The sequence below is a fragment of the Vibrio fortis genome, assembly GCF_024347475.1.
In the GTDB taxonomy this organism is placed as follows: Bacteria; Pseudomonadota; Gammaproteobacteria; order Enterobacterales; family Vibrionaceae; genus Vibrio; species Vibrio fortis.
This window is the reverse complement of the sequence record NZ_AP025487.1, coordinates 212,629-234,885: the sequence shown is the minus strand read 5'-3', so window position 1 is coordinate 234,885 and position 22,257 is coordinate 212,629. Positions and strand designations below refer to the sequence as shown.

General features: G+C 40.0%; 20 protein-coding genes. All 20 read right to left on the bottom strand.

All coding sequences use genetic code 11. The annotated features are described in order from the left end of the window. Positions 1-244 precede the first annotated feature (244 nt). The 20 genes from pseI to OCV50_RS00975 all read right to left on the bottom strand — a co-directional run bounded on the left by pseI (position 245) and on the right by OCV50_RS00975 (position 22,216). On the bottom strand, positions 245-1,297 hold the full coding sequence (gene pseI, locus OCV50_RS01070; protein WP_261903492.1) for a pseudaminic acid synthase: 1,053 nt from the start codon (positions 1,295-1,297) through the stop codon (positions 245-247). After that, complete coding sequence (locus OCV50_RS01065) at positions 1,294-1,971, bottom strand: PIG-L deacetylase family protein (protein ID WP_261903491.1); 678 nt, start codon at positions 1,969-1,971, stop codon at positions 1,294-1,296. The genes pseI and OCV50_RS01065 overlap by 4 nt, the downstream gene beginning before the upstream one ends. A 7-nt stretch (positions 1,972-1,978) precedes the next feature. Further along, positions 1,979-2,656 (bottom strand): hypothetical protein, encoded by a 678-nt coding sequence (locus OCV50_RS01060; protein ID WP_261903490.1) that lies wholly within the window; start codon positions 2,654-2,656, stop codon positions 1,979-1,981. Continuing rightward, complete coding sequence (gene pseG / locus OCV50_RS01055; RefSeq protein ID WP_261903489.1) at positions 2,649-4,136, bottom strand: UDP-2,4-diacetamido-2,4,6-trideoxy-beta-L-altropyranose hydrolase; 1,488 nt, start codon at positions 4,134-4,136, stop codon at positions 2,649-2,651. The genes OCV50_RS01060 and pseG overlap by 8 nt, the downstream gene beginning before the upstream one ends. Beyond that, positions 4,133-5,422, bottom strand: a complete 1,290-nt coding sequence (locus tag OCV50_RS01050) for an aminotransferase class III-fold pyridoxal phosphate-dependent enzyme (protein ID WP_261903488.1) — start codon at positions 5,420-5,422, stop codon at positions 4,133-4,135. Before OCV50_RS01050 ends, pseG begins: the two co-directional genes overlap by 4 nt. 9 nt (positions 5,423-5,431) lie before the next feature. Continuing rightward, positions 5,432-6,190 carry a glycosyltransferase family protein gene (locus tag OCV50_RS01045; RefSeq protein WP_261903487.1) on the bottom strand — a complete coding sequence of 253 codons (759 nt, stop codon included), beginning with the start codon at positions 6,188-6,190 and terminating at the stop codon, positions 5,432-5,434. A gap of 12 nt (positions 6,191-6,202) precedes the next feature. Further along, on the bottom strand, positions 6,203-7,051 hold the full coding sequence (locus OCV50_RS01040) for an aldo/keto reductase (protein ID WP_261903486.1): 849 nt from the start codon (positions 7,049-7,051) through the stop codon (positions 6,203-6,205). Beyond that, positions 7,048-8,220: a UDP-4-amino-4,6-dideoxy-N-acetyl-beta-L-altrosamine transaminase gene (pseC, locus tag OCV50_RS01035; RefSeq protein WP_261903485.1), complete on the bottom strand. Its 1,173-nt coding sequence runs from the start codon at positions 8,218-8,220 to the stop codon at positions 7,048-7,050. The genes OCV50_RS01040 and pseC overlap by 4 nt, the downstream gene beginning before the upstream one ends. Beyond that, positions 8,217-9,230 (bottom strand): UDP-N-acetylglucosamine 4,6-dehydratase (inverting), encoded by a 1,014-nt coding sequence (gene pseB, locus OCV50_RS01030; RefSeq protein WP_261903484.1) that lies wholly within the window; start codon positions 9,228-9,230, stop codon positions 8,217-8,219. Before pseB ends, pseC begins: the two co-directional genes overlap by 4 nt. A 2-nt stretch (positions 9,231-9,232) precedes the next feature. Beyond that, the gene (wecC, locus tag OCV50_RS01025) at positions 9,233-10,504 is read right to left on the bottom strand and encodes a UDP-N-acetyl-D-mannosamine dehydrogenase (RefSeq protein ID WP_261903483.1); all 1,272 of its coding nucleotides are present in this window, start codon (positions 10,502-10,504) and stop codon (positions 9,233-9,235) included. Between the two features lie 24 nt (positions 10,505-10,528). After that, entirely contained in the window at positions 10,529-11,647 is a 1,119-nt protein-coding gene (wecB, locus tag OCV50_RS01020; protein ID WP_261903482.1) for a non-hydrolyzing UDP-N-acetylglucosamine 2-epimerase, read from the bottom strand. Next, entirely contained in the window at positions 11,644-12,723 is a 1,080-nt protein-coding gene (locus OCV50_RS01015; RefSeq protein ID WP_261903481.1) for a DegT/DnrJ/EryC1/StrS family aminotransferase, read from the bottom strand. The genes wecB and OCV50_RS01015 overlap by 4 nt, the downstream gene beginning before the upstream one ends. Position 12,724: 1 nt before the next feature. Further along, positions 12,725-13,333, bottom strand: a complete 609-nt coding sequence (locus OCV50_RS01010; protein WP_261903480.1) for an acyltransferase — start codon at positions 13,331-13,333, stop codon at positions 12,725-12,727. A 61-nt stretch (positions 13,334-13,394) separates the two neighbouring features. Next, entirely contained in the window at positions 13,395-14,669 is a 1,275-nt protein-coding gene (tviB, locus tag OCV50_RS01005; RefSeq protein WP_261903479.1) for a Vi polysaccharide biosynthesis UDP-N-acetylglucosamine C-6 dehydrogenase TviB, read from the bottom strand. Between the two features lie 16 nt (positions 14,670-14,685). Then, positions 14,686-15,726 (bottom strand): Gfo/Idh/MocA family protein, encoded by a 1,041-nt coding sequence (locus tag OCV50_RS01000; protein WP_261903478.1) that lies wholly within the window; start codon positions 15,724-15,726, stop codon positions 14,686-14,688. A 340-nt stretch (positions 15,727-16,066) separates the two neighbouring features. After that, the gene (gene gpmM, locus OCV50_RS00995; RefSeq protein ID WP_261903477.1) at positions 16,067-17,599 is read right to left on the bottom strand and encodes a 2,3-bisphosphoglycerate-independent phosphoglycerate mutase; all 1,533 of its coding nucleotides are present in this window, start codon (positions 17,597-17,599) and stop codon (positions 16,067-16,069) included. A 250-nt stretch (positions 17,600-17,849) separates the two neighbouring features. Beyond that, on the bottom strand, positions 17,850-18,743 hold the full coding sequence (galU, locus tag OCV50_RS00990) for a UTP--glucose-1-phosphate uridylyltransferase GalU (RefSeq protein WP_261903476.1): 894 nt from the start codon (positions 18,741-18,743) through the stop codon (positions 17,850-17,852). 91 nt (positions 18,744-18,834) lie between these two features. Beyond that, a complete protein-coding gene (locus OCV50_RS00985) occupies positions 18,835-19,800 on the bottom strand; it encodes a DHH family phosphoesterase (RefSeq protein ID WP_261903475.1) in 966 nt (321 codons plus the stop codon). 21 nt (positions 19,801-19,821) lie between these two features. Further along, on the bottom strand, positions 19,822-20,484 hold the full coding sequence (cysC, locus tag OCV50_RS00980) for an adenylyl-sulfate kinase (protein WP_261904102.1): 663 nt from the start codon (positions 20,482-20,484) through the stop codon (positions 19,822-19,824). A gap of 7 nt (positions 20,485-20,491) precedes the next feature. Beyond that, positions 20,492-22,216 (bottom strand): SLC13 family permease, encoded by a 1,725-nt coding sequence (locus OCV50_RS00975; RefSeq protein ID WP_261903474.1) that lies wholly within the window; start codon positions 22,214-22,216, stop codon positions 20,492-20,494. Positions 22,217-22,257: the final 41 nt, after the last annotated feature.

Genomic DNA, 22,257 nt, shown 5'->3' with positions numbered 1-22,257 from the left:
TGCAAATAACATTAGTTATTTGTCATCGCCATTCCGTGATATGGGGAAGCACGATGACATAACAGCAATATTCTAAGACTTAATAATTCATAGTAATAACCAGATCACCTAAAACCTAAAAAAGATCAAATCGAATTCAACCTTTTGAATATTAGCATAAATTCAAATAACAATTCTTAATTAGTCCATTTATCCAATCTAAAACCATATACTTAACTTACGAAAAATAATATACAATAGTCAATTAGTTTTCTATATAGTCAAAAGATAGTGCTGTTCCTCTATGAATATCGACCGCTGCTTTTTTACCAACTACATATCCATAATATTTAGGTAACATACCATAGCCTGGTCGAATACTTCGAACATGCTCGTCTGTTAAAATTTCTCCGGCCTTAATGTCCTTCACAACATAAAGTGAGCGGCGAAACTTCACATTGCCCTTTTCTGCTTCTGTTCGTTCGTAGTTCACTTTTCCCAATGAAGCCCACGCGGTTTTCGTATCTCTACACAATGCCTCAAGTTCCTTAGGCTCTAAAGAGAAGCTATCGTCAGGTCCACCTCCAGACCGATCAAGTGTTACGTGTTTCTCAATTAAACAGGCGCCTAGAGCCACTGATGTTATTGCTGTTGCATTATCAATCGTATGGTCTGACAAACCAGATAATACATTAAAACGTGAATGCATATCGGCAATAGTTCTTAAGTTATATTGATCGGCCGGAGCTGGATAACCACTAACACAATGAAGAACGATAAGTTGCTCACAACCGTTGGCTTTTGCAACATCGATAGCTTCTTGAATTTCGGTGTCGTTTGCCATGCCCGTCGATATAATCATTGGTTTGCCGGTTTGTGCTACACGAGCAATAAGCGCATGATCGACAAGTTCAAACGATGCTATTTTGTAGGCTGGTGCATTAAGCTCTTCGAGAAGATCAACTGCTGTACAATCGAATGGACTACTAAAAACTGTAATACCTAACTCTTTACCTTTATCAAAAAGGATTTTATTCCAATCCCAAGGTAAGTGAGCACCTTTATACAATTCATATAAACTTTGACCATCCCATAATCCACCATGAATCTGGAACTCATCAGAGTCATGATCAATAGTCATGGTATCATGTGTATATGTCTGGATTTTGATTGCATCCGCGCCAGCTTTCTTAGCCTCTTCCATTATTTTAAAAGCACGATTTATGTCACCATTATGATTTGCTGACAGCTCGGCAATAATATAAGGAGCATGCCCGATGCCAATTCTACGTCCATCAATTACTACTTCGTTTTTCATACTTCTATTATCCTTTCAATTTGAAATGCCTCAGCCTTATTTAAACCAACACTAGCTCCCCGCCATATAGCTAATGCTTCAATAGCTTCTATGCTACGGCTATGAGGGAAAGCCCTCAACTCCCGACTATATGCATTCAGCGCTGCCAATTTTTTACTCCAAAAGTCATCAATATTTATGTGCTTATTTGGGTTAAACTTGTTTTGGCTATGAGAATTCCATTCTGTTGACGACATAACCTCATAACAGTAAATTTCTTTTACTGTTGAGTGACTTTGAGGACGGCAAGCTGTCATCACCGCTTGGTGTGTGATTCTGTGATCAACATTTAAATCATCAGAAAAATGCGTATATATAATTCTAGGTTTAACTTTGGCAAGCGACTCTTCAACTGATTTGGCAACTTTAATTAGAGGGACCGTATCCATTTGATTATCAGGAAAATCACCGAATGTAACATTATCGGCATCTACACCTAACTCATTGAGTGCAATGAGCGCTGATTCTTTTCTGATTTGAGCTTCAACACTATTATCGTAATCACGAGCAGAAACACCATCTGTCATAAAATGAATAGCGACCTTGTCGCCATTACTAATATGCCGTGCAATAGTACCACCACAACCAAAAACTTCATCATCAGGATGTGCGGTGACAATTAATATAGAGTTCATATCTATCCTACTTTCTAGTAATCGTTACATTGGCAGTCAAATTACTATTGTCACTTTTATGTACATTCGTAAACTCAATACGATGTAGGCCAATATCTATAAAAGCATGAGGGTAAGTTTCAGCATCGAGCATTCTTATTAAGTCATAGATTTCATCAATATCCATTGAATTTAGAATCTCACTTTGGTCTGGAGTTCTACGATCAAAGTTAACAACCTTGCCAATCTGTGGTTTAGGTACTATCTCATTGCTAATAATATCATTAATCAGTTCTGTCACCTTCGGTGCAGTTCTTGCGAAAATCTCGGTAGCTGAACCTGACAGAGACAAATCCACTTTATTATATACAGGCCCGGCGTCTAGCTCTTTTACCATTTTTAATGCTGAAAGCTTGGTTTCCTTATGACCTCTAACGATTAAGTTCTGTAGAGGGCTTCCCCCTCTTCCATATGGTACATCTGCCATATGGAAGCAAACACATTCATATTGATTTGTAATTTCATCTGGGACAAACCAATTCCAATGAGGAAAAAATATAAATCTAGGGTTTACCGTTTGTAATAAATCTTCTGTCAACTCTTCTCTAGATGTCACTAAATGCCAGTTTTCATTCCCAGAGAAGTGTTTTTCATACTCTGAAATACACCACTCTTTTGACGATGCAAAGATATATTTATCATTCATTTGAATACCACACAAAATTATTTTCATCTAAACGAGTAAATCCTGAACTCTCGAAAAGGTGCTGTGAAGGTTGATTGTCTATATGGACGAATGCTGTCAATGTATATGAACTATATTTTTTCTTGACTTCAATAAGTGCTCGCTTGGCAAAGTTAAGTCCATGAAATTCAGGAGCAATAAGAATAGAAATTTCACCATTGTTTAGAGACTTATTTTTGTCAACTCTTACACTTCCAACATCAACACCATCATTTTGAATAATAAACAAATCAATATATATATTCTTAATTACTTTAAGCATCCATTTTCGATGTTCATTTCGAGTAGGCACTTCTGGATGTTTGAAATACTTTCTTACTAATGGGGTAGATTGCCATTGATAAGTAATATCTATATCTTCAATAGCTGCAGATCTTAAAGTGATACTCGATTGATGATTTTTCTCAATTTCATTAACGACCCTCATAACACCCAAACCATCACAAATATCTAAATTGCACTTAACATAAACCTCGTAATCATCGATTAATTCTTGGTAAGATGGTACGAGATTTGAACCAATGGAATTAAAATCAACCAACTTTACAGCTGAAGCTTTAACTAATGCAACACAGTTATCAACTTGATTATCTGCTAGCGGAATAATAATACTAGGCAAACCTAAACATGCCCGCTCCCAAGATGTTGTTCCGGGAGCTCCGATAGAAATGTCATGGTTCACCATTTCATGCGCCATGTTGCTTACGAAGTCAATGTGTTTTATGTTGGGCTTGGTTTGACAGTATGATTTAACACTAATGTAATGAGGAGATCTTGGACTCAATAATACTGTTACCTCGATATTCTCCAAAGTTGATAGCTGCGCTAAAACGGCTAATGTTGCATTAGGAGCATCAATTCCGCCCATACTCACAAGAATTTTTACATCCCCCTGCGGAGTGATCCTTTTGCATGCTTGCTCACGTAATGCTGGGAAGTATGAATTCAACAGCGCATATTTAGTGCCAGTAAGTACATGCTCTATATTAGCATATGCGTCTTTCTCGCGACCTAACGTTTGATCTAACACTAAATCAGCATCATGCTCTCTCGCCAAATCATCAATTGCCATGATACGACAATTTAGTGTATTTCGGATAATGGATTGCCATTCTTTTCCAATCGCATAGTGATCTGTTATTACAATGTCTGCGTCACTAATTTTCGATAAAAAATCTTTTGCGTCTTTCTCTACAGAGCACTGTAACCACGCAAGATAGTCAGCACTATGTGTAGGCTCAACTTCAGGAGTAACATACCCTAAGGAAACAACATCGAATTCCTGATCTTGGATAAAACCGATCATGTCGCCTAGTTGAGTGCGACATACAAAAGATACAGAATGTTTTTTTTCCTTCAGTGCTTTAGCTAACACTAAGCATCGCATGACATGCCCGCTTCCTATATGGGTTGAGGCATCTACTCTTATAATAATATTCATCGCACTTTAAATAATGGTTCCAATACTTGACACTCTAGGCTATTGCTCACATTACCAAGTTCAATACATTCACTTAGTAATCCAAAAAAATCTTTATATGCGCAAAGTAATTGGTCTACATCATCAATCGTATGTGAAAAACTTAAATTATGCGTACCAAAAGATAGAATTCCTGATTTGAACATTTCTTGCATATAAAGAGTTTTCATTTCAAATGAAGTAATACTGCCGATATCTTTAAATGTAAGGAAAGACCATGATGGATGTCCAATACAGTCGACATGCTGTTCTAAACCATATGAGTTAATTAAAGCTTGCACTTCGCTTTTTAGATAACTACCTACTTTTACTAAGTGTTCGCAAACATTCTCATTCTTAATTTTATCAAGAACTACTGTTGCCGCTGCAAGTGATGAGGTCTCACCAGCAAAAGTACCAGAATAGAATATATCTTCCATTAAGCACATTATCTTTTTCTTCCCCATCACCGCAGAAAGAGGAAAACCATTACCAATACCTTTACCAAAAGTAGCTAAATCTGGAGTAATACCAAATAACTCTTGTGCTCCACCCTTTGAAAATCGACAACCAGTAATTGTTTCATCAAAAACCATTACAATATTCTCATTTTCTGTAACAGTTCGAATATGCTCTAAAAAGCCTTCATTAGGGTAGGCTACATTCATTGGTTCCATAATAACTGCAGCAATTTGACCTTTGTATTCTTCAATCAAAGTATCAAAAGACTTTATGTCATTATATATAAAAGTCTTAGTTAACGACTGTGTGGTTTTTGGAACACCTAGGTTTCTCGTTGTAGAACCTATGTACCAATCTTGCCACCCATGGTAACCACAGACTAAAACAATCTCTTTTTTTGTATATGCTCTTGCCAAGCGAATTGCAGCAGAAGTACAGTCAGTACCGTTTTTACCAAATCGAACCATTTCAGCACAAGGTACTAAGTCAATCAATTTTTCAGCTACTTCTATCTCTAATTCGTTAGATATTGAAAATGTAACGCCATTATCAAGCTGTGCTTTTACTGATGAAGTTACATCAGGATCAGAATACCCAATGGAAACACTCAATAATCCATTAATAAAGTCAATATACTCATTGCCATCTACATCCCAAAGTCTTGAGCCTTTACCTTTTTTGGCAAAATACGGAGACACACCTAAAGGGAATTGCGTAATACTTTTCGAAAAAGTTTGAGATCCTAGAGGTATTACCTTTAATGCTCTATCTAATAATTGCTCTGACTTTTTATATCTACTTGACATAGTTTTATCTCAACAAGAAAGATCGTTTTTTAACGATTTAAGATACCCTTCATTTCGAAGGTATTTACAGTTAATTTTTGCCAATTCTGGCTCAATTTTCAATGTAGACAAAATATCATTCATTGAGAACTGAGAGTTATCATTATATAGCCGACTATAAATTTCTTCGACAAACTTAAAATCATCTAGTTCGTCAACCGTCCATCTGAGATTAGAAAGGTCCTCAGTATGAGTTACATTCTCTAAATGATAGCTATCTGTCTGCTTTCGAATATAAGGTGTGACATGCTCTCTATCTGATGGAAGAACAGCCTTTTGAAAGGCTTGTTCTAAAATAGAGAACTTCATAACTTCTACATCTAAACCATCTGGGTATGTTGGAGGGTTTGCATTCGAAGTATAGTCAGCTTTAGATAGCAAATGATGTTCAATAATTTTATCAATAACATTAGGATCTATTAACGGACAATCTCCCGTTAACCGAACCACATGGTTTGGCGAATGAACTGCGGCAGCACGGTAGAATCGATCTAACACATCATCTAAATCACCACGAAAGCATTCTACATTAAGACTCTGTGCAAGTGTTTCAAGAGGCGTGTCTTCAGGATTTTCAGATGTTGCAATAATGAGTTTATCAATCAATTTACTTTGTAAGACACGTTCGACTTGGTAATGTAACATTGGTTTATCAAAGATTGGACGCAGTACTTTACTTGGTAATCTTGAAGAAGATACTCTAGCTTGTAATATAGCAATAACCGACATATTCAAAAACCTTTACCATTTCGATGGATTTAGCAAAATATCATCACAAGATGAGAGTGTTGGTCTCAACTCCGTTTTTTTCTTTCTAATGGCTTTGTAAGCAATTAATGTTTCTTTTAGTTGCTGAGCATTCACAAAGCCTAATACACCAATGTCTATATCTTCTGTTTGCTCTAAATAAAGTAAAGCTAGTTCCAAGTTAGACAATCCAGATTCTTTAGCATATTTATCATATTTAATTAAATCAGGATGCTTTTGAAAGCTAATAGGTCGTTTGTGGTCATTAATAGCTAACAATCCTTGTAAAAACAAAGAGCGAACGTGCACTTCAACATTTTTACTCACTGCTTTATCGAAGACACCGTACTGGCAGAACCGAGAGTCTAATTGATTACCTGGAACTTGAATAATATCAACAATGCCCTCATCAATAGCTTTAAACGCTATCTCGGGAGAATAAAATGAAGCACCAACTCTCTGAATTAGACCTTGTTCTTGTAAACTTCTCAGTTCGTTCAAAAGCTTATTGTTCTCACTGAAAACATCACCTTCATCATGCAACATGACACCATATAATGAGTCGATATTTAGTCTTTTCAGAGATTCTGAGACTGACTTCTCTATACTTTCACTGTAATCTTTTCGACTTGGTATCTTTGAAACCACAGAAAAAGGAGACAGGTCAAATTGCCCTAAGGTAGTTTCACTATCACCATAAGCTATAGCTGTATCAATAACAGAAACACCACCTTGCTTAGCAAGTTCGAGCATTGATCCGATTTCGTCTAAAGAAACTTGCCCTTCTGAATTAGTCACACCATAGTTCAAGCCAAACTGAACTGTACCTAACGCTATTTTCATGAGGCTAAAACTTCAGTTAAAACCCTTACCACTTCATCTTGTTGCTCTTTGGTCATTGTATGGAACATTGGGAGTGAGATGGCTTCTTGGTAATAACGCTCTGCCTGAGGAAAGTCGCCTATGGTAAAACCAATATTTCGGTAATAAGGTTGAGTATGTACAGGAATATAATGGAGGTTCACCCCTACTCCTCGCTCACGAAGTGCTTCAAATACTTGTTTGTGCGTTTTTGATATTTTATCCAACTCAAGACGAATAACGAACAAATGCAAACCTGAGTAAGTATTTTCCAACTGATAAGGAAGTACTATAGGTAGTTTTGATAACATTTGAGTATAACGTTTAGACAACGCATGGCGCGCTGCAACAAATTCTCCAAGTCGTTGCATTTGAGTTACACCCAATGCAGCTTGAAGTTCTGTCATGCGGTAGTTGAACCCCAAATCAATCTGTTGGTAATACCAACCACCATGAGATGCTTCCGTCATCATTTCAGGGTCTCGAGTGATACCATGGCTACGTAACAAAGCCATTTTATCAGCCAGATCTTTCTGATTAGTTAATGCAGCACCACCTTCAGCCGTTGTAACGATCTTTACGGGGTGGAAACTGAACACTGTAATATCAGAATGCTCACAGTTACCGATTGGCTGTTCATGATATTGACCACCAATAGCATGGGAAGCATCTTCAATGACCTTAAAGCCATACTCTTTGGCTAGTTTCGCAATTGACTCCATGTCACAAGGCTGTCCACATAAGTGAACGGGCACGACGACTTTCGGTAACTTACCTTCAGCTTTTGCTGTAATTAACTTCTCTTCAAGTCGTTTTGGGCACATGTTGTATGTATTCGGGTCAATGTCGACAAAGTCCACTTTTGCGCCACAATACAAACCGCAATTTGCGGATGCCACAAATGTAATCGGAGATGTCCAAAGCCAGTCTCCATGACCTAAGCCTAAAGCTAGGCAAGCTATGTGCAATGCAGAAGTGGCACTATTCACAGCCAAAGCATGTTCTGCTCCAGTATGTTCAATCAAAGCATTCTCGAATGCAGGAACTTGAGGTCCCTGCGTCAAAAAGTCTGATTTTAAAACATCCAACACACTGTCAATATCTTGTTGATTGATATCTTGTCTACCGTAAGGAATCACGTTGAGCCTCACACTGTAAAGTTTGGATCAACGTGCTCTTTGATCAGTTCACGCAAGCTTTCTATAGTTTCCCATTCAGTGTTTGTACCTGAGTTGTATTTAAAGCCGAACGGTACTTTCTCTGCTTTATGATGGTCTAGATACTCACTTTCAGTATAGGTAAATGATACTGATGGTAAAATGGCATAGTACTCACCTAGATCGATCGTATTCAAAGAGTCCGTGTCCGTAATCATTTCTTCATGGAGTTTCTCACCAGGACGAATCCCCACAACTTTTGTCTCTAAGCCTGGCGCAACAGCTTCTGCGATATCTAAAATTTTATAGGATGGAATTTTAGGTACGAAGATTTCTCCCCCCAGGTGGTTCTCTAAAGCGTACATCACCATATTAACTCCATCTTGCAATGAAATGTTAAAACGAGTCATCTCTTCGTGGGTAATTGGTAGCACACCTTCCTCGCGCTTGCTCATGAAAAATGGAATTACAGAGCCTCGAGAACCCATTACATTGCCGTAACGAACAACACTAAAACGAATATCTTTAGAACCCTTGATATTGTTAGCCGCAGAGAAAAGTTTGTCAGAAGCTAACTTAGTTGCGCCATAAAGGTTAATTGGGGCACAAGCTTTATCCGTCGACAATGCAACAACATCTTTAACACCACACTGTAAAGCTGCATGAATAACATTCTCAGCGCCGTCGACATTCGTTCGGATACATTCTGTCGGGTTATATTCTGCAGTATCTACCTGCTTGATTGCTGCGGCATGAATGATTACATCGACTCCCTCACAAGCCTGTACCATACGGTTTCGGTCACGAACATCACCGATAAAAAACCTCAACTGAGGGTAGTCTTGTGCAGGATACATTTGCTTCAACTCGAACTGTTTCAGCTCATCACGTGAAAAAATGATTATCTTCTTTACATCTGAATATTGTTCAAGAATAGTCTTTATAAACTGTTTACCGAATGAGCCGGTGCCACCGGTAATTAATACTGTCTTATTGTTTAGCATAGCTACTTCCAAATGCCTTTCATATCTAGAACAAGACCTCTATCGGGTCTCATAACTTTAAATTCATTGTGATCCACTAAAAGCAAGTGGATATCTGCTTGTGTAGACGCATATTCAAAATCAACTAATTCTATCCCACCTCTGGTTAGATTCAATCGATGAACATTGGGCTCTACAACCAAGACCGTTCCTGAATGAATACTGTCGAGCTCCATTGAGATCGACAAAGCAGGGCTCTCCCGTAAATCGTCAATATTGGGCTTAAATGCAACACCATAGCAAGCTATAGTAACGTCTTCTGCTCGTTTCTCTGGGTTTTCTAATAGAACATCTGCAATCGCTACTTTTACTTTGTCAATGACCCAACGTGGCTTGAAGTCGTTAACTTGACGTGCGGTATGTATGATTTTAGCTTCATTTGGAGTTTTCGACACAATAAACCATGGATCTACTGCAATACAGTGTCCTCCAACTCCAGGACCTGGTTGAAGGATATTAATTCTTGGGTGACGGTTTGCAAGATCAATTAACTCCCAGACATCTATATCAAGTTGTTCGCAAATAATAGATAACTCATTTGCAAAAGCAATTTGTACATCTCGACAGCTATTTTCAGTCAATTTAGCCATCTCGGCAGTTCGAGCATTAGTTTGAACACATTCACCTTTCACAAAGGTCTTGTAAAGCTCTACACTTCTCTCAGAGCAACGTGTGGATAAGCCACCAATAACACGATCATTTTCTACAAGCTCACGAACTACATGCCCAGGCAGAACTCTCTCTGGACAATGAGCAACATTAACGTCAGCATCACTTCCCTTATGCTGAGGAAATGTCAAGTCAGGCCTTTCTTCAGCAAGCCATCCAGCCAATAATTCGGTAGCACCAACCGGACTAGTTGACTCTAGTATTACTAGGTTGCCTTTCTTCAAAACCGGCGCAATCGCTATGGCCGCGGCTTGTATGAACTTCAAGTCGGGCTCAGGAATATTTCCTTTTTCATCACAACTTTTGAATGGGGTTGGTACTGCAATCAAAAATGCGTCTGCAGGCTCAGGGGTCAATACTGCCTTTAGGTACCCTTCTGTTACAGCGGCGTGAACAATCATATCTAAGTCAGGTTCTACTATATGAATTTCACCTTTATTGATCGTATCAACCGTATCAACGTTTACATCAACTCCAATTACTTTCTTTTTTCGAGATGCAAACATTGCTGCAGTGGGAAGCCCTATATAACCAAGACCTACAACTGAAATAGTCTCAAAAGACATATCTTGCCCCTTCGTTCTGTTTATTTACTGCGCTAATTTAGTCAAAATTCTTTCACAAGCCTTACCGTCCCCATAAGGGTTGTGTGCAAAACTCATCTTTTGGTATGCCGTTTCGTCGGTTAATAATTCATGAATACTGGAGACAATTACGTCCACATTTGTACCGACGAGTTTTACAGTACCTGCTTCTACAGCTTCTGGTCGCTCAGTAGTATCTCTCATAACAAGTACTGGCTTTCCTAAAGAAGGAGCTTCTTCCTGAATTCCGCCAGAATCAGTCAAAATAATATGAGATTGCCCCATTAAGTAGATAAACGGCAGGTATTGTTGAGGTTCAATCAAAAACACATTATCTATACCAGCTAAAATACGATTGACAGGCTCTCGAACATTAGGGTTGAGGTGCATAGGGTACACGATTTGAACTTCAGGGTGCATTGTTGCTACCTTTGCAATCGCTTCACAGATACGCTCAAAGCCCCCACCAAAACTTTCCCTACGATGACCTGTTACCAACACAAGTTTTTTATCTTTATCAATAAAAGGAAAGCTATTCGTTAGTTCATTTTTGAGATCACGATTGGTGTCAAGGCTTTCTTTAACCATCAACAAAGCGTCAATTACTGTATTTCCGGTAACAGTAATATCATCTTCAGAATAATTCTCTCGAATTAAATTCTCTCGTGAATTATTGGTCGGAGCAAAATGAAATTGAGTCAGGGCTCCTGTTAATTTTCGATTTGCTTCTTCTGGCCAAGGAGAGTAGATGTTTCCCGTCCTTAGTCCTGCTTCGATGTGCCCTACTGGGATCTGTTCATAATAGGCCGCCAGGCTTGCAGCAAATGTAGTAGCTGTATCTCCATGAACTAAAACCACATCTGGCTCAAACTCTTCTAATACAAGCTTTAACTTGGTTAAGATTGTCGCTGTAACCTGGTTTAGTGTCTGACCTGCTTTCATCAAATCAAGGTCATAGTCCGGAGTAATGTCAAATATCTCTAGAACTTGATCTAACATTTCGCGATGTTGAGCTGTTACACAACACTTTGCTTCAAACCGGTTATCTTCAGATAAAGCTCTTACTAGAGGAGCCATTTTTATTGCTTCGGGCCGAGTACCAAAAACAGTTAGTATTTTTTTCATTCTTCTACCAATCCTAAGTAACCATGCATAGGTAAACTAAATACTTGTTGCGACAATCTTTCAGCCACTGGAAAATCACCGATTTGATAGCCCAAGTGAGCAAATGCCGTTTGTTGATGCATACAAGTTCGGTAGTAAACCATGGTTGGGATGCCTTGCTCTTGATAAGCTTTCATATCTTGATCACGTCTGTCGCTACGAACTGTATATTGAGCCCATGAGCTGACATAACCTTTTGGAACATATGGAGTGATTAAGTGGCGTGGCAGCCCCTCTTTGTAATTGTCTGCAGCTTTGTTACGACTGACTAACTCTTCAGGGAACACCGCTAGCTTTTCTAGCAAAATAGCAGCTTGGATAGTATCTAGACGGCTATTTACTCCAATACGTATATTATCGTACTTATCTGCCCCCTTACCGTGAACACGGTAAGAGCGCAATAAATCAGCATACTCATCATTATCAGTAAATACAGCACCACCATCGCCATAACAACCTAGCGGCTTAGCCGGAAAAAAACTTGTTGTAGCAATATCACCAAATGAGCCAGCCATCTTTCCGTTAATAGAGCCACCAAAGCCTTGTGCTGCATCTTCAATAATTTTTAAATCATACTTATCAGCTACCGTTCGAAGCTCTGCATAATTGGCAGGCAAACCGAATAAATCAACCGAGATGATTGCTTTCGGTTTCAAGTTACCTGCTTTGAGTACTTTTTGAATCTGTTTCTCGAGGTCTTTAGGGGAGATATTAAATGTCGCTTCATCCGAATCAACAAATACCGGTGTAGCATTTGCAAATGCTACTGTCTCAGCGGTTGCAAAAAACGTAAAAGTTGGGCAAAAAACAGCATCGCCTTCTTTTATATCTAAAACCATCATCGCCAGCGTTAATGCGTCAGTCCCATTTGCACAGGTAACTGCGTGTTTAACACCGACATATTCTGCTAGCTTCTCTTCAAGCTCAAATACTTCCGGCCCCATGATGTACTTGCCATGGTCCAACACATTGTGAATTCGAGTATCAATTTTCTTCTTAAGGGTTTTATATTGAGTTTCTAAATCTATGAATTGCATGTTAACTTTTGCCGCCATTCAATATTGTACGCGCTTCTTTTCTGGAAACTTGGCCACCTTTCAACACATAGTAGTCGCCCGTATCCGGGCAAATACATTCACCGTTACCATCTAATGGTAGATTTAGTTGTTCGCCGTAAGCACTCATCCAACCAATCTGCTTGGCCGGAACACCAACCATAAGAGCAAAAGGCTTGACATTTTTATTGACAACCGTACCAGCACCAACGAAAGAAAACTCACCAATTGTAATACCACAAACAATCGTGCAATTTGCGCCTAAAGTTGCACCTTTTTTCACCACTGTATCGCGGTATTGATCTTTTCTTTCTATTAAAGAACGAGGGTTGTATACATTAGTAAAAACCATACTAGGGCCGCAGAAAACCCCCTCTTCTAAATGAACATTGTCATAGACCGAGACATTATTTTGTATCTTGCATTTATCACCAATTGTAACTTTATTGCCTACAAATACATTCTGACCTAAAGATACTCCTGCACCTATTTTAGCGCCGCTGCAAACATGAGCCCAGTGCCATACTCTGCTATCGGCACCCACTTGTGCACCATCGTCTATGATTGCAGTTTCATGTTTAAAAAATGTCATTATTTTCTTTCTTAATCCACAATAAAGAGAATAAAAGGAGCAAATTGCTCCTTCTCGTAGCTTACAAACGAATATCAGCATCGCCGATATTAAGAACATGCTTCACGTCATACAGCACATGCTTAGTTTTGCCTAGTTTACGCAATTCACTAACCCCCATGGCCTTTGTTTCGCTATGATCAACGGCTAATACGATTGCATCATACTCACCTACTTTTAGCTCCTCAAGCAGTGGGATGTTATACTCATGGAGGACTTCTTCTTTAGATGCCCAACTATCGTATACATCAACCGTCATGTTGAAATCTTCAAGTTCTCTAATAATGTCTATGATTTTTGTATTTCGGACATCTGGACAATCACCTTTAAAAGTAAAACCCATCACCAAAACTTTAGCTTCATCGATATGTATTTTTTGACTCGCTAGCTTCTTAACCAATTGAGTGGCCACATACTCACCCATACCATCATTGATACGACGCCCTGCCAGAATGACTTCTGGTCGGTAACCTACTTCTTGAGCTTTATGTGTTAAGTAGTACGGATCAACACTAATACAGTGTCCCCCAACCAAACCAGGCTTAAAGGGTAAAAAGTTCCACTTTGTTCCCGCAGCTTTGAGTACCTCTTCAGTATCAATATCTAATTTATTAAATATTTTGGCAAACTCATTGATAATGGCGATATTCAAGTCACGCTGCGTATTCTCAATGACTTTTGCAGCCTCCGCGACCTTAATAGAAGATGCTTTATGCGTTCCCGCATCAATAATAGATCCATAGACTGAGTCAACGAAATCAGCCACTTGCTCGTTAGAACCAGAGGTGATTTTCATGATCGTAGTTAAACGGTTGACTTTATCACCTGGGTTTATTCTTTCTGGGCTATAGCCAGCATAGAAATCTTTGTTAAAAACAAGGCCAGAGCACTTCTCAATAATTGGTATACACACTTCTTCAGTTGCGCCGGGATAAACCGTAGATTCGAATACTACAATATCACCCTTTATTAGTACTTCAGCTAGAGCTTCGGATGCCTTTTTGAGCGGAGTCAGATCAGGTGTATTATCATCAGTAATTGGGGTTGGAACCGTTACAACATAAAAATTACACCCTTTAATATCAGACAGTTGGTGCGTATATGTAAGAAGTGGCGCAGACAGGAGCTCTTCTGCTGAGCATTCCAAAGTTGAATCTACACCTGAGCTCAGCTCAGCCACACGAGATTGGTTGATGTCGAAACCGACTGTCGAATATTTTTTACCAAACTCCACAGCTAAAGGAAGGCCTACGTAACCCAAACCAATAATACCGATATGTAGGTTATCTAATGTCATTTTCTTTCTCTGATAATTATAAATTCAGTGGTAAGCCGATTTCTTTATTGTCTCTGGCTGAACGATAAGTACTGATCAATAACTCAAGTGATTTTAACCCCTCACGTCCGTCTGTCTCTGGTTCAGCTTTCCCTCGTAAAACATCAGCAACATTTTGAAAATATGGAGGGTGACCAAAACCATATACTGAAGATGTTTGGTAATTCGCAGCTTCAATATCAGCATCATAATCTCGCTCATCATCAAACTGCCATTCTTGGATGTCATTTACGGCAACACCGCCTATACGAACAGTTCCCTTTTCGCCCAGAATAGTAATAGAACCTTCTAAGTTTTTAGGGTATGTGCACATAGTTACAGCCATCGACCCCAAGGCACCATTTCGCCATTTAATATTAACCACACCAGTATCTTCTACATCGATATCACGGTGTGTAGAGGTCATTGCATGTATCTTTTCAATTGGCCCAACGATCCAGTGTAATAAATCTACATAGTGAGTCGCTTGGTTCATGAATGCTCCTCCATCCATATCCCAAGTACCTGACCAAGCAGCACGATCATAATAGTCTTGCGGTCTAGTCCAAAAAACATTCATGTGAACCATGTGAATTTTACCAAAACGCTTTTCATCAGCAGCGCGCTTTAACAACTGCAAAGTGGAATTACGTCGATTCTGTTTTACCACAAACAAACGCACGTTTTCTTCATCACAAGCACGAGTCATTGCCAAACCATCTTCCCACTTTGTTGCCATGGGCTTCTCAGTAATGACATTCACTTTCGCTCTAGCCGCTTTAATAGCTTGCGAGGCATGCAACCCACTTGGTGTACACAGAGTTACAACGTCTATAGATTCTTCCGCGAGTAATGAATCAATTGAAGCATATCCTTTGACACCATATTGTTCGCTATGAGCCTTAAGTACTTCAGGGTTGTTATCACAGACAGCAACCAACTCATACTCAGAGCTCAACTGCAGAATTGAACCAAAGTGATTTTTGGAAATACGACCACAGCCAACTACTGCAATTTTTATCTTTCTATTTTCAATCATTATATGTTCTCATTAACTGGCTGTAGCTTATGGTTCCGTCTCAGATAAACCCACACAATAACTTAAGCCAACAATCTAAGTGGGTAAGCGAATTAGGTAACAATGCTACCGCAAATGTTCATAAGCAACTCACGTATGGTGGCCGAGATTCTACCACAAGCGATAGGTGTATGAGATAGATAAAACCACAGATTTGCATCAATAACATTGTTCTAAATCGTGATCGACGCCTCGTAAGTCGACTCTCTCTCAGTAAGCCATGTGCCCTATAGATACAAAAAAGCCCGCACAACAAGGCGCGGGCTCTCAGTATTTTGTGTACTGTTCAAGTACTCGAAAGCTATTTAACCAGAACTTCACCCGTCATTTCTGATGGGATTTCTAGACCTACTAGAGAAAGCATAGTTGGAGCTAGGTCAGACAGTTTACCGCCTTCTTTGAACTCAACTTCTTTGTCACCAACGTAAATTAGAGGTACTGGTAGGTTAGTGTGAGCAGTGTGGATACCACCTGTCTCTGGGTCTACCATCATCTCTGCGTTACCGTGGTCAGCAGTGATCAGCATTTGACCGCCTACTTCTTCGATAGCTGCTGTTACTTTAGCAACACACTCGTCCATTGCTTCGATAGCTTTTTCTGCAGCTTCATAAACACCAGTGTGACCAACCATATCTGGGTTAGGGTAGTTACAGATGATAGTGTCGTACTTACCAGACTTGATAGCTGTAACCATCTTCTCAGTTAGCTCAGTAGAACTCATTTCTGGTTGTAGGTCGTAAGTCGCCACTTTTGGAGAAGCCACCAGTTGACGCTCTTCACCTTCAAATTCGTTCTCAACACCACCGTTGAAGAAGAATGTAACGTGCGCGTATTTCTCAGTTTCAGAGATACGTAGCTGAGTTTGGCCTTGCTTAGATAGCCACTCACCGTATGTGTTCTCTAGAGACGCAGGTGGGAATGCGATAGCTAGCGGGATGTCAGCTGCGTATTGCGTTAACATTACAAAGTTGATTGCTGGGAACACTTCACGCTCGAAGCCGTCGAAATCAGGTACGAAAGTACGAGTGATTTGACGAGCACGGTCAGCACGGTAGTTCATGAAGATAACTGCATCGCCGTCAACGATAGCTGCGTCTTCTTCGCCTTCAGCTTTGATAGCCGTTGCTTTAACGAACTCGTCATTCTCTTCACGAGCGTACGCTGCTTCTAGACCTGCAACTGCAGAGTCTGCTGTGAATTCCGCTTTGCCTAAAGTTAGAAGGTCATAAGCTACTTGAACACGATCCCAGTTGTTGTCACGGTCCATAGCGTAGTAACGACCAACTAGAGAAGCCACACGGCCTTTACCTAGTTTAGCGAACAGATCTTGGAAACGTTGTAGAGAACTTTCTGCGCTACGTGGCGGTGTATCACGGCCATCTAGGAAGCAGTGTAGGTAGATCTTCTCAGCGCCACGTGCTGCAGCCATTTCAACTGCTGCGTAGATGTGGTCTTCGTGAGAGTGTACGCCACCTGGAGACATTAGACCCATGATGTGTACAGCTTTCTCAGCTTGAACCGCTGAATCAATAGCTTCTACTAGAGCTGGCGTTTCAGCAAACTCACCGTCAGCGATAGATTTAGTGATACGAGTTAGGTCTTGGTATACAACGCGACCAGCACCGATGTTAGTGTGACCAACTTCTGAGTTACCCATTTGACCGTCAGGTAGGCCTACATCCATACCAGAAGCAGAGATTAGTGTGTTTGGTTTGTTAGCAAACAGGCTATCGATAAATGGAGTTTTTGCATTCGCGATTGCGTTGTTTGCTGTGTCTTCACGGTGACCGTAACCGTCAAGAATCACTAGAGCCATAGGCTTCTTAGCTGACATAGGACTGACCTCGTTCAATTCAAAATAAATCGGTATAAAAACAAATTAGCGTAATTTTACTACAGTTTACAGTCAAAACTGTAGTGGAAGATCAAGAAAGGTAGCAGGTAGGAGGATCAGAGCTGAAAAAAAGCTTCTTTTGAACTCATTCTTGAGCCCAACCTAGTGATGCAAAAATTTCTATTGTAAAAAGAAAAAGAGCTAGGCATTAAATACCTAGCTCCTCATATACATGCCTAACAAATATCGATTAAACCGCTTCAGCTTCTTTTTCTTCCACTACTTTTACAGTCGGCTTTTTAGCAAGTTCTGCACTTGGCGCTTTTTTGTAGAAGTTTTCGTAACAATGGTTAGTCGCTTCGATATAGCCCTCTACACTGCCGCAATCAAAACGCTGTCCCTTGAACTTATAAGCAAGCACACAGCCTGACTGAGCTTGTTTTAAAAGCGCATCGGTAATCTGGATTTCACCGCCTTTGCCTGGCTCCGTTTGCTCAATCAAATCAAAGATATCTGGAGTAAGAATGTAACGGCCAATAATAGCAAGATTGCTCGGCGCTGTACCCGGTTCTGGCTTTTCAACCATGTCATCAATACGGAAGATATCGTCTTTGATCATCTCACCAGAAATAACGCCATATTTGTGAGTTTCTGATTCAGGCACTTCTTGAACGGCTACTATTGAACAACGAAACTGTTTATACAGCTCAACCATCTGCGCCAGCACCCCCTGCTGTTCGTTTACACACAAATCATCAGCCAAAACGACAGCAAATGGTTCATCACCAACCAATTCACGACCAGTCAGAATAGCGTGACCTAAGCCTTTCATTTCACGCTGGCGAATGTATGTATAACTAGCCGAATCAATTAAGCCACGGATATCATCCAACAAAGATTCTTTACTAGTGCCCATGATCTGATGTTCAAGCTCATAGTTCTTATCAAAGTGGTCCATAAGCGAGTGCTTACCACGACCAGTTACGATACACATATCGCTCATACCAGCTTGGATAGCTTCTTCGACACCGTATTCAATAAGTGGTTTATTCACCACCGGCATCATTTCTTTGGGCATAGACTTAGTAGCAGGAAGGAAACGAGTTCCGTACCCCGCTGCAGGAAATAGACAACGTTTAATCATGACGTTTCCTTATATAATTAAATCTGTTCATGTCATTATTTTTATACTTTGTACACCTAACCATAAACCGTTATTTTAATAGCTTACGATATTATTGGCTTTCAGCGTAAAACGCTTCAACTGCATTTATAAACTTTTCAAGACTTGAATATGGCAATTTATTGATACCAGCAGCCGCGGCACGTCCTCCTCCAGTATCAAAACTAGAGCAAATATCGCCAGCACCTTGCTTATTATTAAGAGGGGCACGCAATGAAACGGTGAATGTTTCATCTTGATTACGCGTCAATACAGCGTGAGCTTTATTTGGCGAACGGTTTGCTAATAAGTTCCCAAAAACCCCACTGATACGACGCGATGCAGAATTATCAGGTAATTCGAACACAGCTAATGTTTCCGAGTTGTACTTTGCCTCAATGGCAAGCGCTTTCTCTAAATCTAACTCGTAAGCATTTTTTAACACAAAATATGGTGAGTTTTTATCTTCTAAGACATCAAATGGAGAAGAGTAAGCTAATAATAATTTGTAAAGCTCTGCTGGATGGAAATGCAAATCATCTATTGTTGCGCCATAACCATTGTAATTGACTAAAGTACCTAGCTCTTTCAGTAAGTCTTTTTGGAGCTCATCAAACCCAGCAGCATCTGCCAATTGATCGGCTTTTTGTATTAAATTGTCACCATATGCAGCAGTGATCGCCCAATCATGGAATCGACCATCCAACAGTTTATCGACAATAAGAGCTGTACAAGTATTGGCGTCCAAGTCAATGTGCGCCTCCAATAACTCTGATTGTGGCAAGTCACCTGTCCTATGATGATCAACATAAAAGACTTCTGTACTAGCTTCTAGGGCTTTAGCAAGGCCATGAATGTTTTTTTCCATAGAAATATCAAGCACAGTAAGCTTATCTCCAACTTTTAGATTCACTTTCTCAACGAGCTTGATATCTCTCTTTACACCAGTGACTAAAATGGACTCTTTCGGTTCTGCAAGACGCAACTGCAGCAAAGCAATGATTCCATCAGCATCGCCGTTAAAGATATCGTAATTCATGTTGTGTTATTCCCTTAGATTTTAGACACCAATGCAACCAAAGCGCTTCACTTCAATAACTTCTCGTTGTTTCAGTTGGCTTATAACAAAATCTGCACATTCTTCTACAGATTTACCGGCTGTTGTAACGCGGATTTCAGGCTGAGTTGGCGCTTCATATGCAGAATCAATACCCGTGAAGTTTTTGATCTCACCTGTTCTCGCTTTCTTGTATAAGCCTTTGGGGTCGCGCTGTTCACAAACCTCTAAAGGGGTATCAATAAATACTTCTAGAAATTGTCCTTCTTGAAGCAGTTTGCGAACCAATACTCGGTCTGCAGCAAATGGTGAAATAAAAGCGGTAGAAACTAGCACGCCAGCATCTACGAACAGCTTCGCGACCTCACCAACACGTCGAATATTCTCTACACGATCAACATCAGAAAAACTTAAGTCGCCATTCAAACCATGGCGAACATTATCGCCGTCAAGTACATAACTTTTCACACCTAGGTCGTATAACTTTCTATCCACAGCATTGGCGACTGTAGATTTGCCTGAGCCGCTTAGGCCTGTATACCAAAGCACCACTGATTTGTGGCCGTTTAGTGCATTACGTTCTTCACTAGAGACACTCGCCTCATGCCAAACCACATCCGACGATTTTTCTGTTACGTCTTTTTTTTCAATATAAGGAGACATAATTATCCTGTTATAAATAGATGAAGTACAACGAACTTACAGCAGTCGTTCCATAGACGATACTAATTGGGAGCCCGACTCTTACAAAATCTTTCAAATGGTAGTTACCAGCATTAAACACCATCAGATTTGTTTGATAGCCGTATGGGCTAATAAAGCTTGCACTTGCACCAAACGCTACTGCGAGAATATAAGGTAATACATGTAAGTTCAACGAGCTGGCAATACTTAAAGCGATCGGTAAAACAAGTGCTGCAGCAGCATTATTGGTCACGAGCTCAGTTAACAACCAAGCTAGCACATATACCAGAATTAAGGCCGTTAAAGGCGTTAGAGTGCCCTGAAGTTCGCTTAACCATAACTCCAAATTATCGCGCAAGCCGACTTCCATTAATGCTTGAGACATTGTGAGGGCTGAAGCAATAATAACAAAAATGTCTATTGGCACCCTTCGAATAAGCTCATTTACAGTTAGGCACTTAGTCAATATCAAAGACCCTAATAATAAAAACATGCCTTTAAATAAGCTCGTCATCCCCAGAGCTGCAATAGTAATCACGGACAAAAAACCTAAAGAGGCAAAAACCTCTCGCCAACCAGACAATGAGTCATCAGGCTCGACACCACTCAAAATGATAAAGTTCTTAGATATGTTTTTGCGTGATTGAAAATCTTCGCCAACCGCTAGAATAAGGAAGTCTCCCCCTTTTAGCACAAGCTCACCAAGCTTACCGGAGACTCTTTCACCATCTCGTTTAATAGCAACGACTGCAGCGTCGAACCGAGCACGAAAACCCGATTCTTTTAAGGTTTTTCCAACAAGCACACCATCAGTTCGTACTACGACTTCGGTAAGGTTGTTAATCGGCAGTCCATTCTCATGCGCAAAAAGAAACAATCCGTCAAAGTGACTTAACTGCTTCACTTTATTGATATCACCACTGAATATTAGCCTATCCCCTTGCTGTAAAATCTCTGATGGGGACACCGGGCTCAACAAGCGCTCATTACGAACCAGCTCAACAAGAAAAAGAGATTCTAGATGACGCAACCCGTTCTGTTCGATACTTTTCCCGATTAAAGAAGAGCCTGGCTGAACTTTAGCATCAATTAGATACTCTTTAACCTGTCGGTCTTGAATATTCTTAACGGGCAAAAAATGACTACAAAAAAACAGTGCACCGCCACATAATGTAACAAGTAAGATACCTACCTTCGTAAACTCAAAAAAAGTCAGTTCAGGCTCACCGGACTCTATAAGTAAACTATTCACGATGAGATTTGTAGAGGTCCCTACTAACGTTAATGTGCCTCCGAGTATTGCAGCATATGATAGAGGAATAAGCAGACGGCTCGCAGCATGATAGGGGTTACTACGAATAGGTGCGAGCATCGTTGATACTACGGCCGTATTATTAAGGAATGCCGATGAAAAAACGGTAGCTCCAAACAAGCGAACCCAAGTGGTACTGTAGTTAGCTTTAATAACCCTTGTCGCTAGCTTTCTCAATAGCCGTGTTTTCTCTAGCGCTAGAGAGCAGAGCATCAAAAGAATTAATGTCAGTAACCCTTTATTTGATGCACTAGCGATCACTTGCTCACTCGAGACTATGTCTGAAAGATACAAAACTAATAACGCCCCAGCAAAAATATAAGTGGGGCGCTTCTTAGTAAAAATCAGAGTTAGGATCACCGAACAGAATGTTAACAAGGTGATAATAGAGGTGAAGTGCATTAAAAACTGTTGTCCTTAGTCTAAATATAAATCAATAGTTA

What these genes read in the sequence shown, in the direction of transcription:
- galU (WP_261903476.1), bottom strand. Translation starts at nt 18,743, where the DNA reads ATGATTAAACGTTGTCTATTTCCTGCAGCGGGGTACGGAACTCGTTTC.
- pseB (WP_261903484.1), bottom strand. Translation starts at nt 9,230, where the DNA reads ATGCTAAACAATAAGACAGTATTAATTACCGGTGGCACCGGCTCATTC.
- OCV50_RS01060 (WP_261903490.1), bottom strand. Translation starts at nt 2,656, where the DNA reads ATGAATGATAAATATATCTTTGCATCGTCAAAAGAGTGGTGTATTTCA.
- OCV50_RS01015 (WP_261903481.1), bottom strand. Translation starts at nt 12,723, where the DNA reads ATGCAATTCATAGATTTAGAAACTCAATATAAAACCCTTAAGAAGAAA.
- pseI (WP_261903492.1), bottom strand. Translation starts at nt 1,297, where the DNA reads ATGAAAAACGAAGTAGTAATTGATGGACGTAGAATTGGCATCGGGCAT.
- wecC (WP_261903483.1), bottom strand. Translation starts at nt 10,504, where the DNA reads ATGTCTTTTGAGACTATTTCAGTTGTAGGTCTTGGTTATATAGGGCTT.
- OCV50_RS01050 (WP_261903488.1), bottom strand. Translation starts at nt 5,422, where the DNA reads ATGTCAAGTAGATATAAAAAGTCAGAGCAATTATTAGATAGAGCATTA.
- OCV50_RS01040 (WP_261903486.1), bottom strand. Translation starts at nt 7,051, where the DNA reads ATGAAAATAGCGTTAGGTACAGTTCAGTTTGGCTTGAACTATGGTGTG.
- wecB (WP_261903482.1), bottom strand. Translation starts at nt 11,647, where the DNA reads ATGAAAAAAATACTAACTGTTTTTGGTACTCGGCCCGAAGCAATAAAA.
- pseG (WP_261903489.1), bottom strand. Translation starts at nt 4,136, where the DNA reads ATGAATATTATTATAAGAGTAGATGCCTCAACCCATATAGGAAGCGGG.
- OCV50_RS01065 (WP_261903491.1), bottom strand. Translation starts at nt 1,971, where the DNA reads ATGAACTCTATATTAATTGTCACCGCACATCCTGATGATGAAGTTTTT.
- tviB (WP_261903479.1), bottom strand. Translation starts at nt 14,669, where the DNA reads ATGACATTAGATAACCTACATATCGGTATTATTGGTTTGGGTTACGTA.
- OCV50_RS00985 (WP_261903475.1), bottom strand. Translation starts at nt 19,800, where the DNA reads ATGAATTACGATATCTTTAACGGCGATGCTGATGGAATCATTGCTTTG.
- OCV50_RS01000 (WP_261903478.1), bottom strand. Translation starts at nt 15,726, where the DNA reads ATGATTGAAAATAGAAAGATAAAAATTGCAGTAGTTGGCTGTGGTCGT.
- OCV50_RS00975 (WP_261903474.1), bottom strand. Translation starts at nt 22,216, where the DNA reads ATGCACTTCACCTCTATTATCACCTTGTTAACATTCTGTTCGGTGATC.
- OCV50_RS01010 (WP_261903480.1), bottom strand. Translation starts at nt 13,333, where the DNA reads ATGACATTTTTTAAACATGAAACTGCAATCATAGACGATGGTGCACAA.
- OCV50_RS01045 (WP_261903487.1), bottom strand. Translation starts at nt 6,190, where the DNA reads ATGTCGGTTATTGCTATATTACAAGCTAGAGTATCTTCTTCAAGATTA.
- gpmM (WP_261903477.1), bottom strand. Translation starts at nt 17,599, where the DNA reads ATGTCAGCTAAGAAGCCTATGGCTCTAGTGATTCTTGACGGTTACGGT.